The sequence below is a fragment of the Luminiphilus syltensis NOR5-1B genome (genome assembly GCF_000158175.1).
GTDB lineage: Bacteria > Pseudomonadota > Gammaproteobacteria > Pseudomonadales > Halieaceae > Luminiphilus > Luminiphilus syltensis.
Genome location: NZ_DS999411.1, coordinates 2450714 through 2464501 on the forward strand (window position 1 = coordinate 2450714; position 13788 = coordinate 2464501).

The window sequence follows — 13788 nt, forward strand, 5'->3', positions numbered from 1 at the left end:
GTAATAGCTTGAAAAGCTTCGATTATATTATTTGTGGTGCGGGTGCTGCGGGCTGCGTGCTTGCGAACAAACTTACTGCTGACCCATCCGTCGAGGTTCTTCTGCTTGAGGCGGGCCCGAGCGACAAGACTTTCCTAACAAAAATGCCACGTGGCTTTGCGCAACTCCTTCTTAACGAGACGCGTGCTCGCTTTTTCCAGACCGGTCCCGACAAGGGGGCCAAGCCGGATGGCGAGGTATGGTCGCGAGGCCGCATGCTTGGCGGCTCCAGTTCAATAAATGGAATGCTATATTTTCACGGCAACCCCGGTGACTACGATGGTTGGGAGGCGCTTGGAAATAATGGATGGGGCTGGAATGAGATCCGACGTGTTTTCCAGGAGATGGAGGACCATAGCCTCGGACCAGGAAAATGTCGAGGTAGCGGTGGCCCCGTGGGCGTTTCTATAAACCCATATCGAAGTGAGTTGATCGATGCGCTGATATCGGCGGGATCTGCAGAAGGTCTAGGTGTAGTCGAGGACATTAACGAGCCGCCCCATGAGGGCATCGGCTATACACCTTACAACATACGTAAGGGAGAACGCTCCGGGGCATCGCAGGCTTTCCTGCATCCAATATTGCACCGGTCCAATTTAACCGTTGTTACGGGTGCATTAGTCAGCCGCGTTCTTTTTGATGGTCGTGTAGCTTGTGGTGTTGAATGTGTAGTTGATGGTTCTGTGACAAGCTATGAGACTTCCGGAGAGGTCATTTTGTCATGTGGGGCGCTCCAGTCACCCCAGGTGCTTGAGCTTTCCGGAATTGGTCAGCGAGCGCTTCTGGAGGAGCTCGGAATTAACGTTATTTTAGATAGCCCGGGAGTCGGCGAGAACCTCAGAGAGCATTGCCTCATCGTAATGCAGCGTCGGCTTAAAAAGCCATGGAGTAAAAATGCAGAATTTTCTGGTTGGCGTCTTTATAAGAATGTCGCGAAATATGCTTTATCTAAAAAAGGATTGATGGCCTATCCGGGTTTCGACATGTCAGCCCTTGTGCGTATTGCTTCTGACACTCTGCGCCCAGACGTTCACCTTATTGCGTCCAGAACATCAATGGATTTGCGGTCTTGGGATGGGTGGACCAAGGGACCCACACTCGAATCCTTGCCGGGAATGCAGTTAATGGGCTATCCGACTAACCCCCAAAGTCAGGGGAGCGTGCATATAAAGTCTAAGAACCCGGAGGAGCCGCCAGAGATCCAAGCAAATTATTTGACTCACCCATACGATAGGAAAATCAGTATCGATATGTTCCGATACATGCGGAAGCTCCTGTCTCATGACTCTTTAACCGATGTTATCGGAGAAGAGACGATACCTGGCCCCCATGTCGAGAGTGATGAAGATATTTTGGATGCCTTTTCAGCCTACTGTGGTCCGGGCTACCACGCCTGTGGTTCTGTGAAGATGGGGGCTGACGACCTGGCAGTTGTGGACAGCCGTTGCCGGGTACGAGGCGTTACTGGGCTGCGTGTTGTAGATATTTCAATATTTCCGACACAAACGACTGGTAATACCAACGCGCCAGCTATGGCTGTTGCCGCTCGCGCATCAGAGCTGATTAATGAAGAAAGAGCTAATACCTAATGTCTTCTTTGTTAAACGCTATTTTGGTACCAATCGTGTAAAACGGATTGGATTTAAATTTGTATAAATATTCTCTGAGGGGAATTGATGCTGATCTTGATAAAACGACATAAAAGCGGATCACAACTTAGGCTTCAATCGAGTCGGATAAGTGGTGCGACCAGGCCTTTTTGCCTTGCCGTGATAGCGAAACTCCTGACCTTTACGATTTTCTGTAATTTTAGTGTTGCACACGCTGACTCTGAGGGTGCGACTTACAGTGCCACAATCTTATCCGACCTGAGTGATGGCGCTAACTGGCCGGCTTTTGGTCGGACCTATGGTGAGCAGCACTTCAGTCCTTTGAAAGTAATTAACCGTGGATCAGTTTCCGAATTGTCACTCGACTGGTTTTTTGATCTTCCAAAGGGAAACAGCGTAACTGGGCCACTTCAAATCGACGGTAAGTTGTTCTTTGCTCCTGGCTATAGCGAGGTGCACGCGCTTGATTCCGTGACAGGACAACTGCTGTGGACGTTTGACGCCAAGGCGGCTGAACGTGCTGGTTATAAACTTCGTCAAGGTTGGGGGAGTCGGGGGCTGGGCTGGTGGAATGGAAAGATTTACACCGGCACTCAGGATGGACGCTTGATCGCTATCGATGCTGATACAGGCAAAGAGGTTTGGAGCGTCATGACCGTCGATCCGGACGATATGCGATACATCAGTGGGCCACCAAGAGCGTTCAATGGCAAGGTAATTATTGGTCATGGCGGCGCTGATGCCGGAAATGTTCGTGGTTACGTAACTGCCTATGACGCAGAAACAGGTCAGCGTCTATGGCGGTTTTATACCGTGCCGGGCAATCCTGCCGATGGATTCGAAAATGATGCCATGCGCATGGCGGCTAAAACTTGGGCCGGGGAATGGTGGCGTTTTGGCGGCGGAGGGACCGTCTGGAATGCAATAACCTACGATGAACAGTTGGATCAGATCTATCTTGGCACAGGCAATGGAGCCCCCTGGAATCACACAATCAGAAGCAAAGGGGAGGGGGATAATCTATTTCTATCGTCCATAGTTGCTCTAAATGCCGAATCGGGTAAGTACATTTGGCACTATCAAACAAATCCCGGAGAAACATGGGATTACAACGCGGCGATGGATATGCAACTTGCCGAATTGGAGATAGCGGGAGCTCCACGTAAGGTGTTAATGACTGCCCCTAAGAACGGCTTTTTCTATGTGATTGATCGAGTCGATGGGAAGCTTATTTCGGCTGAAAATATTGTGCCCGTGACATGGGCTACCGATATTGATTTGAATACTGGTAGACCCAATGAGGTCCCGGGTATTCGGTATCAGGAGGGCGAGCCAGTTGCGGTTGCACCCAGCCCGATGGGAGCACATACATGGCTACCCATGGCTTACAATCCGGACGAAAGATTAGTTTATATACCAACCATCGAGTTGACCGCCGTTTTCCAGGACTTTGCCGGAAACAAGGAGGACTGGGAGCGTTTGCCTAATAATGTGCTCGATACAGGGGCAGTTGTGGGCTACCCGCCAGACACGACAGGTTCAAGTTCTTTAGTAGCTATCGACCCTGTAACCCAAGGCCAAGTATGGCGCCTCAAAACACCGGGATATTGGAACGGTGGCGTTTTGACAACAGCCGGTGGGGTGGTGTTCCAAGGCCATATAGATGGTAGTTTCAACGCGTTTGATGCTTCCTCGGGAAGTTTGCTTTGGAAGTTCGATGCGAAGGCGCCTGTTCTGGCGCCACCCATTACCTACCGAGCCGGAGGGAGGCAATACGTAACCGTTCTAACGGGGATGGGTACGAGTGGTGGTTATCTGGGCGCCTTGATAGAAGGCTTTAATTTACAGCCGAAGAAGCAAAAGAGGCGAGTCCTCACATTCTCTTTGGGCGGTCAAGCGAAGTTGCCTGTACAAGACAATGCTGAAACGCCACTTCTATCTGACGATACGCTCGAAACGCAGCCGGAAACGTTGGCTAAAGGGCACGCAGTATATGCGCAATATTGCGCAGTTTGCCATGGACAGAAAGCGATCGCTGTCGGCGCCGCGAGCGATCTACGTCGCTCAGATACGCTCAAATCTCCCAGCGCTTTTGCGGCGGTTGTAAGAAACGGAGTCTTGGTTGACTTGGGCATGCCGGAGTTTTCCGACTTGTCGGAAGAATCAGTTGAGGCGGTGCGACACTACGTATCGGATCGCGCAGCCAAGGACCGTGCTGCATTAAGCGGGGACTGAAACGATTACCCAGTCCTAGGTTAGGTTTATTTTTGATCTATGAAGCTTGTTTTTCGAATTTCGTTGCCGAGCTGGGAAATTCTTCGTGTTTAACGAAAGGTACATTGGTTTTTTAATATGTAATCTACAGAGCTTTCCAGGTCATTTGTAGAGTCAGATAGGAGGTAATTCAATTGGAAACTATTGCGACAGTCCTTGGGCCGGTAGCTAAAGCGAACAGTTCAGAGGGCGAGTGGGACACTTTCGTTGATCCTGGGGAAAACCCCGGCTTTTTTGAGAAGATGACGGAGACGATAAAAGTCAAATTTATGGGTGAAAATTGGGAAAAAGGGCCGTGGATTGTTGCAAATTTATTCCCGCCAAACGTGAAAGCTGGAGAGCACTCCCACAATTTTGACACTGTTTATCTTATTACCAAGGGATCCCTAAACTTCAATGACGGATTAGGCTGGTTTTCTCCTGGTGATGTACGTTGGGTTCGCGCCGGTACCATTTATGGGCCTGAAGAGGCGGGGCCGGAAGGGTGTGAGTTCATTTTGATTAGCCAGGGGCCTATAGAAGTAGCTTGGAAAGATGGTGAGGTTTACAACGCTGGAGATTAAGGAGCACTGACGTCAGGTTTAGTCTCAAGGTGGCAATTAAATCAATGGATATTTCGTCATGTCCGGCGGAACAAATTGGCGAGAAGTAATATTCGGTCGAGAAATTAGCACTGGTCATGCATTCTCTCAAGGCCACACGATTATTATTTAGTAGGAGCCGTTGCAGAAAAAATAAAAAACTGCCCCTATCCTAGCAGTCTAGAGCAGAAGGAAGAGGGCGTGCAGATACCATGACGAATTGCGATTTAAAGGCTGGTCTGAAAACAGTGAAGAAAAGCTTGGCGTTAACCTGCGTGTTTGCTTTGTTACCTCTGACCTCGAATATGGTAAAGGCGGTCGATTTAGAGACGAAGAGCAAGATTATCGATCTCATGGTCTGTTATGCAAGGGCCACCGACACATTTGGAGAACTAGGCAATACGAATGCGTATCATGAGGCCTTGGCAATTTATAAAAAATGTTTTTCTGAAGAAGCGTCTTTTAATTTCTGGCCCGTGGGCAGCGACTTTGATGGGCCGCCTTCACAATCAATCGTAACACCCGATGCGTGGGCCAAGTTTGTTGATTCCGTAATACCGAGAAACGAAGAGGGACAATCAATATCCCGCGGCCATCATATGTTAAGTAATTATTTCGTTGAGTTGGATGGTGATGAGGGAAAGCTAGAGGCCTATTTGAGCGCAACACGCGTCAATTATAGCTATACCACGGGGAGTTCAGTGACTGATGTTACAGAATCCAAAGGGTTTTATACACTGTCTGTTAAAAAGACTGAAGAGAGTTGGTTGGTGACAAGGCTGGAGCTGAGGGTGATTAGCGTCTCAAGCTTGGCTCGTTAAGGTATTGCAATTTCGCAAATAAAATTGAGCCCTAATCGCTAAGCTGAAGATCATATAAAACGCGATATTTCGTTAGGCTTCATCTAACGTTCTCGGGATGCATGGATAAAACTCTCTTCGTATAAAGATAATAATACATCTGTCATGTGTGGGGTTGTAATTATACTGCTAAACGCGGTGTAGACATCTTTAAAATGCATGGACTTCCCCCGAATCTAGTTGGGGCACCTTAGTTGACGTCAACCTTTTCGATATGCGTCAATCGAAGTGCTGGTTAAAGTGCTTCCTAATAACGATTCACAGAGGAATTAGCGATGGGCTCAAAACATAAAAAAAATAACGGGATAAGCTTCCACGTAAGCCGAGTTCAACTAACGCGCGCGATCGCGGTTCTTACCTCCCTATTATGGCTTTGGCCATCCGCGGCTTTCAGTGTGACACTTACCGGTGCTGTCAAAAGTTTGGAATTGGGCCCAGTCGTTGGCGCACAAATTTCAGCCAAGAATCTCGATCGAGGATATACAAAAACCGTGTTTACCGATGATCAAGGCGAATTTCGGATGGTTGACCTCTTCCCTGGGCAGTACGATATAACAGCGGTCCAGATTGGATTCGAGACGGAGAAAAAGAATGACATTTTTGTTAGTGAGGCGGGTCTTTCTAATATTGAGTTTGACTTAGCCCACGGTGCCGATATTGCGCAGCAAGTGTCAGGAACTAGCTGGATTGCGGCGTTACCGGATGGCCCACTTAAGCGTGGCTTTTTGCTTGGGTGCATTGGTTGTCATCAGTTCGGAGACATGATCACTCGGGCGCCCCGATCGCGGGAGCAATGGATAGCGACAATAACTAATATGAAGTCTAAAGGTCTTGGTAGTTATCAAGTTGGCCATGCTCTGATGCCCGGTCTAAGTACTGAGGATCTGGCGACCTGGCTAGTGGATAGTGGTTTCGGAACTGCCGGACATTCCTTGCGGCCAGAAGTGCCGTCGCCAGTTACGGGTGCTGCGGCCGAGATAGAGATTATCGAATATGATGTAGGACAGCCTGATTCTGTTCTACATGACTCTACCGTAGGGAAAGAAGGCTACGGCTGGGGTTTGGATTACGTTCACGATACTCTTCACAAAATCGATCCTACATCCGGTGCAGTCACTACCTACGAGCTGCCTATTAAGGGAGCAGGCGCCCATACCATCCACCCGGATCGGAACAATATTCTGTGGATAACCCTTCAGTTGGTGGATATGGTTGCCAGCTTTGACCCTAACACCGAAGAATTTCGACTTTACGGTGGTTTTAGTCTTAACTCTTTGCCGCATTCTTTCGCCATCGATTCACTGGGTTATATCGAATACGATGACGAGGGAAATCTATGGATTAGTGAGTTCACAAACAATGCTCTTGCGAGTCTCAACCCGGAAACCGGTGAGGTTAAGGAATATCCTTTACCCCTAACAGGTACTCTTCCAAAGACGCAGGTTGGTGTTTACGGCGTTGCCATAGATTCTCTGAAAAACGTCTGGTATACGAAGTTGAACGAAGGCGTGTTCGGAAAACTCAACTCGGGCACCAAAAAAATAACGCAGTATGAGATGCCCACGAAATTTTCGGGCCCCAGACGGATTGGTGTCGACTCTCAGGATAGGTTGTGGATTCCTGAGTTTGCCACAAGCAAGGTCACAGTGTTTGATCCGTTGAAGCTAACGTTTAAAAGTTATCCTCTGCCTGATAAAGGCGATTATCCTTATGCTCTCCGGGTAGATGGTACGAAGGATGTGGTGTGGATTTGTGGAACGGGCTCGGACTCAATTTATCGGCTCGATCCAAACACTGGGGAGTTCACGCAATTCCCACTTCCGAATGCTTACACCTTTACGCGGCAGCTGGCAATTGATTACAAGACCGGTGATATTTGGACATCATACAGTAATATTCCGAATCAATGGGGTGACAACCCTGCTGCTATCGTAGTCAGAATGCAGATTGCAGATTGATTTTTTCAGGGTGCGTGGTGCCTTGTAGTTATGGCGTATCGCCAGGTTAACTGGCTCTGATTGGCAGCATTGGTCTGTTAATACCTGTAAGCACCACCGATTCCCGAGTGAAGTGATCCGCTATGCTGTTTGTCTAGACTAGCCATTCAATCTGCGCCAAAAAAACCTCATTGACCCTCTTTGTCGAAAAAGGTTTACGCCGAGCAGCGTTGCTTCTAGCGAACGGTTCAGAGGTAAATAATCTTCTCGTTTTCATTTGAACACTCCTCAATCGGTGGCAGATTACCACCCCAAAAAGTGTCCGAAATCAGTTAACAACTACAGTCGTTTGCAATAACTGGGCCCGACATCCCCGCATCTTGGGCGGCCTGGGTGCGGGAAATAGAACTTAACAGTGCGTTGATACGCCTTACTTGAATCCTCTCCAAGCGTTGGTCACCATATGATGAGAGTTGAGTTTAGCGGTTCGGGTGACTGTTGCGAGTGCATCCGTCGACAGTTATCAGCCGAACGCCACTGGACGCTATTCTCATACGGAAAAATATCTACACCGTCGTCTTCTGAATGCCGAACTGGTCGACGTAGAAATACACTACGATATTCTGCGTGCCGAGCGAGGTAACGATGTTGAAGGCGTTATTGTCTGCGCAAGACGCTAAGGCATTGCAATTTCCCATGAAGGGTGGCCAACACAGTTATTTTTTGCTTGACTGGCCGTGAAGTAGCGCGGGTAAATTTCTAGCAAACGCTGTCGCGATAGTATCGTGTATAACCGTCACCCGAGTAGCACTGGCATTGACAGGGAGTTGATATTGGACAAGATCACGGAAGCCCGACTGCTGGCAGCAGCTGACAAAGAGGAGATCCGCGACGCGCTTTACCGCTACTGCCGCGGTATTGATCGTGGTGACGCGGACATGATGAAATCCGCCTACCATCTGGATGCCATTGAGCACCACGGCTCCTTTTACGATGGGCCGGCGAGGGATTACTGCGACTTCGTCATCGAGCACCTGACGACTGTACCCATGGCGCGGCACGAGTTGACCAATATACTGATTGAGCTGGATGGTCAAAGTGCGCGCGTGGAGAGCTACTTTCTGTCATATCAGCGCGTTAATGGCAGGGCCGCAGATGACTTCATCGGTGGTCGCTACCTGGATCGCTTCTCGCACAGGAACGGCGAATGGCTGATCGCTGAGCGAACCATCGTGTTTGACTGGACCGGGTTGGTGACCTTTGATGAGGCGTCGCCCTACGCGGAATCGTTTCCACGTGGCAGCCGTGATAGCGAGGATCCACTATACAACTATTAGCGCTTTCGGGACTTTCTAATCCCCAGCGCGACTAGTTCAATACGCGATAGCCGCGACCCGCAAGGCAGCGTTTCACAACACGTACTTTGTCCCGCTCGCCTTCAGCGATGCCCCGGGCACCACCTGTGACAGCGCCGACGCCAGCGCCCTGCAGCGCGCCCTTGCTGCTATCGCGGGCAATCGCCCCCACGGCGCCGCCGACAACCGCGCCAGAGGATGCTCCTCGAGCAGCTTTCTCACCGGTGCGAACTTCCTCTGCGTAAGTTTCGCATTCAGCCTTATCGGCTGCGTAGCGCGCCATATCGACACCTTGTCGGTCGATAACAATCTCATCGGTGGTGGTACATGCTACGAGAAAAATCAGGGGTGCCATCACGGTGGCATTGCGAATTTCGGTATAAAAACACATTGCTAATCTCCGGATTCAAAAGGGTTTGAACTACGGTGTCGCAAAGGCCATAAACGCTCTCACTCAAAAGCGCTTGTCCGTCTGCCGTTGCGTTTAGCGCCAACCAATAGGTCGCGCACATCCTCCAAGTACATCATGGCATAAACACGGTGCCCACTCGCAGGGTGTTTCGGTGGGCCCAATTCTTTGCAACGCTGGATCATTGAGTCAGACTGGCAGCCCAAGAAACGGACACAGGTTGAGAACAGAACCTCTATTCTTTTCCAGCCGGGCAGGCGGCCAAAAAAATGTGACGCTCGATCATGGTGAATATGGACACTGCCTGCAGTTTGAGCCATCTGCCCACTTCCCGCTTGAGAGACAGCGCTGAACGGGTGTTTTCCAGTATCTGCCAATAAGCACTGGGCGGCAGATCTCCCAGACATTCGTGGGGTCGCTCGTCGTTGTGAGTCGTTGGCTGACGGTGGGGGATTACCCGAGGAGCCGATGTGGCGGCGATTCTGGCGGCTGTCCTGCTCAATTCGGGGACACAAACGGGTACAAGTGCTCCCCAACCCCCATAAATGCTAACCACCAGGGGCGACCCGAGCCTCCGCCCTTTCCGATAAAACGATTTAAAAACAACGACCTAAAAAAAGGTTTTATTTTCCCGCAGTTCCCCCACACACGAGCCGGGAAAGTTTATAGAACTATCCCCACGCAACTATTTTCCGCAGGAGCAAGGTTGCCCCATGCGTCCACCGTGGGGCGAGCCGGCAGTTATCACCCGGAAAGTTTCACCAGCGCAGCGTAACAACGTATTTTCGCCGGTTTATCAAGATGCCAACTGGCGCGGGAATTGGCTAGAGGTCGATAAGGAGGCTTGCATAGCGCCGGGCGATCTGGTGGTGACGTATCGCAGGTGCCTGGGCGTCTGAGAGCTCAGCAGCTTGGCATTTCTGGATTCGTGAGTTGTTGCGTTACCTGATCAAGAATCCATGCATACGTCGAGCGGAGACCCGCCTCCAGATCGGTCCCGGGTCGCCAACCAAGTCGTGCTTCAATCAGGGTATTGTCGGAATTACGGCCGCGGACGCCTTGAGGCCCGTCGATACGATTGATCTTCAGCGTTTTACCCGATATGCGCATTACGGTTGCAGCCAGTTCATTGATGCTGATCATCCGGTCCGAGCCGACATTCACAGGCTCCCGGCAGTCGGATTCCATTAGTCGTCGTACGGCTTCAACGCATTCCGCGACGTAGAGGAATGAGCGGGTCTGGCGACCATCTCCCCATATTTCGATGGCGCCACCGTTCATCGCTGCTGCGATTTTTCGACACAGCGCGGCGGGCGCTTTCTCTTTGCCACCGCACCACGTGCCCTCCGGTCCGTAAATGTTGTGAAAGCGGGCGACCCGTGTCTCCAGTCCGTAGTTTCGGGAAAAAGATTCGTACAGCCGTTCAGCGAACAACTTTTCCCAGCCGTATTCGCTATCCGGTTCGGCGGGATAGACCGTTGCTTCTTTGCAGTTGGGGTTGTCCGGATCCAATTGATTGTAGGTTGGGTAGACACACGCAGAACTCGAATAGAATACGCGCTGGACGCCATGCTGAACGCAGGCTTGTAAGACGTTGAGATTTATAAGTGCTGAGTTGTGCATCACGTCGGCGTCATTGTCGCCGGTAAACAAGTAGCCCGCGCCGCCCATGTCAGCAGCAAGCTGGTATACGTGGTCGATCTCGGATGAAAGTAGTTTATCGTAGAGGCTAGGATCTCGCAGATCGCCGACTATAAACGAGTCTGCCACAGAGTGGGAAAACTCGGGATACTTCAAATCCACGCCGAGCACCCAGAAGCCCTCACTTTTGAGTCGATTGACCAGGTGGTGGCCTATAAAGCCACCGGCACCACAAACCACCGCCCGTTTCAGGGTTTCGGTTTCAGCTTTCACCCATCAGCCGTTGGAGTAATCAATAAACGTAGAGGGCGACGTCATTTGCCAACAGCGTCGCGACTCCACTTGATCAAAAGGCGATCAGGACGCTTTACGCATGCGAGTCAGGCCAATCCCCACCAAAAGCAGAGCAAGGGCGATGAGACCATAAGGTCTGCTCGCACCCTCGACGGTAAAACCCGTCACGTCAACGGCCGCCTGGGCCTGCGTTGTCGCCAGCATGATCGGGGCTGTGAGCCACAGTTCCATCTTGTTCATAAAGCTGCTCCATACCGTTAGTAAAACACCAGACATGAGCATATCCTATTCTTCTCCAACGCTGCACCCCCTGTGTGGTCAGTTTGAGCATCAAGAAATGGAGTCAACGGTGATAGGAGCCAACGGCCGTTTTGGGTTGTTACACGGCCTCTGCGGGAGAACTGGCATCCCCTTTAGCCAGCCCATGTTCGCGATGATATTTTGCATGGCAGCAACGTCAGCGTTGGGGCAGTCGAGCGGGGCATACAATATTGCGGTGCTCGATGATGCCCGCTACCGGGTGGGTTTTGAGGACCTGACTGCCAGTGAATTGCCAATACCGTCTGGGCAGCTGCGCCTGAGTCACCGAGGCTTGCCCATCGACATCGACGTTTTCGATGGAGGGGACGGGCGCTTTGGGCCTGGTGATTATTTCCATTTTACCGGTAGACGCCTCCGGGGCGATCATTCCTGGTTCGATCCTTACAGCGCTTACAACGTCTATCAGCTCACCACAGAGATCTCTCGGCCCGCTGCCGTTGTCGGAAAAAAGCCGTCTCCGAGTGTGCCGATTATTGAACATCTCGAAAAGGAGCTGATGCGGGTGGCACTGCCTCGCGCCACTGAACCCGCGGCGCTTGAGCCCTGGTACTGGCAGCGTATCAGCCAGGTAAAGGGCGATCATTTTAGCTATCGGCTCTCCTGGTCAGCGCCACCCAGGCGTTTGCGGGTGGCGTTGGCGGGCTTGACGGATGATCAGAATGCCACCGTAGCAGGAGTGCCGCAGCATTGGCTTCAGGTATACCTCGCGGGAAGGCTGGTTGCACAGTCAAGCTGGGAGGGGCAGGAGCCTGAAATTGTTGTCATTGACGACCTTCAACTGGAAGAAACCGATGCAAGTGGAGCGCTGCTCGAGCTTCGGATTCCACAACGAATCGATCCGAAAACGGGACGTCAACTTGTCGATGCCGCATTGCTGAACTGGATCGAACTGGAGTACCCAGCAGGCGACGATCACCAACATACGATACTGGACCGTTCTGCAAGCCACCGTCTCAGGGTGCCCGAGGGCGTTCTGTCTCCCGAGCGCGTGATCCCGGTTTCGCCTCAGCCTGATCTTAAAAGTCCCTCGTTGCAGGCGGATTATCTGATGATTGTCCACAGTACGCTGCGGACTTCACTGGAGCCGCTGGCTGAATTCCACCGTAATCGCGGTCGAACAGTCGTCGTTGCCGATGTGGAAGCGATCTTTGACCAGTTCAATAATGGGATTCACGCCCCTGACGCCCTGCGCAGGTTTGTTCAGTACGCGCGTAGCCATTGGCAAAAACCCGCCCCTGCCATGTTGCTGCTTGTCGGCGATGCCAGCTGGGAGCGGGCAACACCCACCGGGAATTCCCGCAATCTGGTACCGACCGAACAGGTCATGGTGCAGGGTCATTTTGCCGCCAGTGATAATCGGCTTGTCAGTGTTGAGGGAGATGATTATCTACCCGACCTCGCAGTCGGGCGGTTACCGGCGGGTAGCCCTGAGGAGCTCGACCGCATGGTGAATAAGGTGATTGCCCACGGATCCCGGGCCTCAGCTACCGATAAGTCGCTGCAGGCCGTTTGGATTGCTGGCGAGGATCGTTCATTTCAGAAAATAACCGACGCACTGGCGCGGCAGGCAGAAATCAAAGGCGCGATAAACACCCGGATTTATCCGGCAGAAAATCAGGGCCAGAACGAGGTGTTTGCGGCGCTCAACGGCGATGCTGATGTCGTGCATTTTCTCGGTCACGGTGGGCGGTTTGTCTGGCGGACCGGTCCCCCGGATTTGCGGACTGCTGCAGACCTTTTCAGTGTAGAATCCCTCACAGATCTTGACGCGAAAAAAGATCTGCCGCTGGTGTTGAGTATGACCTGCTCTTCGGGCCCGTTTGATCATCCTAACGCCAATTCCCTAGCCGAGGTGTTCTTAACTGCCGAAAATCGCGGTGCCTTTGCTGTTGTGGCTGCTTCCTGGCGAGTGGTCCCGGTTCACGCTTTCAGTGAACGGTTGCTGCGCTTTTTACTTATTCCCGGTACGCCCATCGGTACTGCGCTTATGAAGGCCAAACGCGCCGAGCGCCACCGCAGTCTTGTAGAGTCGTATAACCTTCTGGGTGATCCGGCGATGCCGCTGCGGTTCGGGACGAGCCATGAATAGGGCAGTGGGCGTGAGTCTGGGGATGGCGATTGTCGTTATGCTCGGCTGGTGGCTTTTTGTGCGCGCACCGGCGCCCAATGTCATCCGCTGGACCACGCAAAGTGAACACAATACCTTTGCCTATGTGGTGTTTCGTGGCACAAGTCGAGAGGGGCCCTTCGAGCGCATCAGCACCGAAATGATTCTTGGTGCCGGAACAACTGACCTACCCCAGCGCTACCGATTCAGCGATGCTGATATTGAGTTCGACGCAGTATATTGGTACTACGTCGAAAGCGTCTCGCTGTCGGGAGAACATACGCGCCTGACGCCCGTGGGTGCTTCACGGCCCAAGTCACGGCTTTCCTGGTAGCGCGGATTCTGTGAGCTTTTGATGCA

At 51.7% G+C, this 13788-nt stretch carries 12 protein-coding genes; 9 read left to right on the forward strand and 3 right to left on the reverse strand.

All coding sequences use genetic code 11. The features are described 5' to 3' along the window. The 7 genes from NOR51B_RS15540 to NOR51B_RS11080 form a co-directional block, all read left to right on the forward strand. On the forward strand, positions 1-1628 hold a 1628-nt coding region (locus tag NOR51B_RS15540; protein ID WP_195891493.1), incomplete at its 5' end, for a GMC family oxidoreductase. 87 nt (positions 1629-1715) lie between these two features. Next, positions 1716-3884, forward strand: a complete 2169-nt coding sequence (locus NOR51B_RS11060) for a PQQ-dependent dehydrogenase, methanol/ethanol family (protein ID WP_009019041.1) — start codon at positions 1716-1718, stop codon at positions 3882-3884. Between the two features lie 173 nt (positions 3885-4057). After that, positions 4058-4486, forward strand: a complete 429-nt coding sequence (locus tag NOR51B_RS11065; protein WP_040482049.1) for a cupin domain-containing protein — start codon at positions 4058-4060, stop codon at positions 4484-4486. Positions 4487-4716: 230 nt separating this feature from the next. After that, positions 4717-5325 (forward strand): nuclear transport factor 2 family protein, encoded by a 609-nt coding sequence (locus NOR51B_RS11070; RefSeq protein WP_009019466.1) that lies wholly within the window; start codon positions 4717-4719, stop codon positions 5323-5325. Positions 5326-5759: 434 nt separating this feature from the next. After that, entirely contained in the window at positions 5760-7322 is a 1563-nt protein-coding gene (locus NOR51B_RS11075; protein ID WP_195891494.1) for a virginiamycin B lyase family protein, read from the forward strand. A 470-nt stretch (positions 7323-7792) separates the two neighbouring features. After that, positions 7793-7981, forward strand: coding sequence for a hypothetical protein (locus NOR51B_RS15710; protein ID WP_009021194.1), 189 nt, complete (start codon positions 7793-7795; stop codon positions 7979-7981). Positions 7982-8134: 153 nt separating this feature from the next. Beyond that, entirely contained in the window at positions 8135-8638 is a 504-nt protein-coding gene (locus NOR51B_RS11080; protein WP_009020658.1) for a nuclear transport factor 2 family protein, read from the forward strand. A gap of 31 nt (positions 8639-8669) precedes the next feature. Here the strand turns inward: NOR51B_RS11080 and NOR51B_RS11085 are convergent, their stop codons facing one another. The 3 genes from NOR51B_RS11085 to NOR51B_RS15425 form a co-directional block, all read right to left on the reverse strand. Then, entirely contained in the window at positions 8670-9047 is a 378-nt protein-coding gene (locus NOR51B_RS11085; RefSeq protein WP_009019366.1) for a glycine zipper domain-containing protein, read from the reverse strand. A gap of 921 nt (positions 9048-9968) precedes the next feature. Then, on the reverse strand, positions 9969-10979 hold the full coding sequence (locus tag NOR51B_RS11090; RefSeq protein WP_009020117.1) for an NAD-dependent epimerase/dehydratase family protein: 1011 nt from the start codon (positions 10977-10979) through the stop codon (positions 9969-9971). An 84-nt stretch (positions 10980-11063) separates the two neighbouring features. After that, positions 11064-11276 (reverse strand): hypothetical protein, encoded by a 213-nt coding sequence (locus NOR51B_RS15425; protein ID WP_230198455.1) that lies wholly within the window; start codon positions 11274-11276, stop codon positions 11064-11066. Between the two features lie 169 nt (positions 11277-11445). Between NOR51B_RS15425 and NOR51B_RS11095 the strand changes: the two genes are divergently transcribed. Both NOR51B_RS11095 and NOR51B_RS11100 read left to right on the forward strand, forming a co-directional pair. Next, positions 11446-13410, forward strand: coding sequence for a C25 family cysteine peptidase (locus NOR51B_RS11095; protein ID WP_195891495.1), 1965 nt, complete (start codon positions 11446-11448; stop codon positions 13408-13410). Continuing rightward, a complete protein-coding gene (locus tag NOR51B_RS11100; RefSeq protein WP_154647666.1) occupies positions 13403-13762 on the forward strand; it encodes a hypothetical protein in 360 nt (119 codons plus the stop codon). The genes NOR51B_RS11095 and NOR51B_RS11100 overlap by 8 nt, the downstream gene beginning before the upstream one ends. Positions 13763-13788: the final 26 nt, after the last annotated feature.

Coding starts and splice junctions, on each gene's coding strand:
- NOR51B_RS11070 (WP_009019466.1), top strand. CDS start 4,717: ATGACGAATTGCGATTTAAAGGCTGGTCTGAAAACAGTGAAGAAAAGC.
- NOR51B_RS11060 (WP_009019041.1), top strand. CDS start 1,716: ATGCTGATCTTGATAAAACGACATAAAAGCGGATCACAACTTAGGCTT.
- NOR51B_RS11085 (WP_009019366.1), bottom strand. CDS start 9,047: ATGTGTTTTTATACCGAAATTCGCAATGCCACCGTGATGGCACCCCTG.
- NOR51B_RS11100 (WP_154647666.1), top strand. CDS start 13,403: ATGAATAGGGCAGTGGGCGTGAGTCTGGGGATGGCGATTGTCGTTATG.
- NOR51B_RS15425 (WP_230198455.1), bottom strand. CDS start 11,276: ATGTCTGGTGTTTTACTAACGGTATGGAGCAGCTTTATGAACAAGATG.
- NOR51B_RS11095 (WP_195891495.1), top strand. CDS start 11,446: ATGGCAGCAACGTCAGCGTTGGGGCAGTCGAGCGGGGCATACAATATT.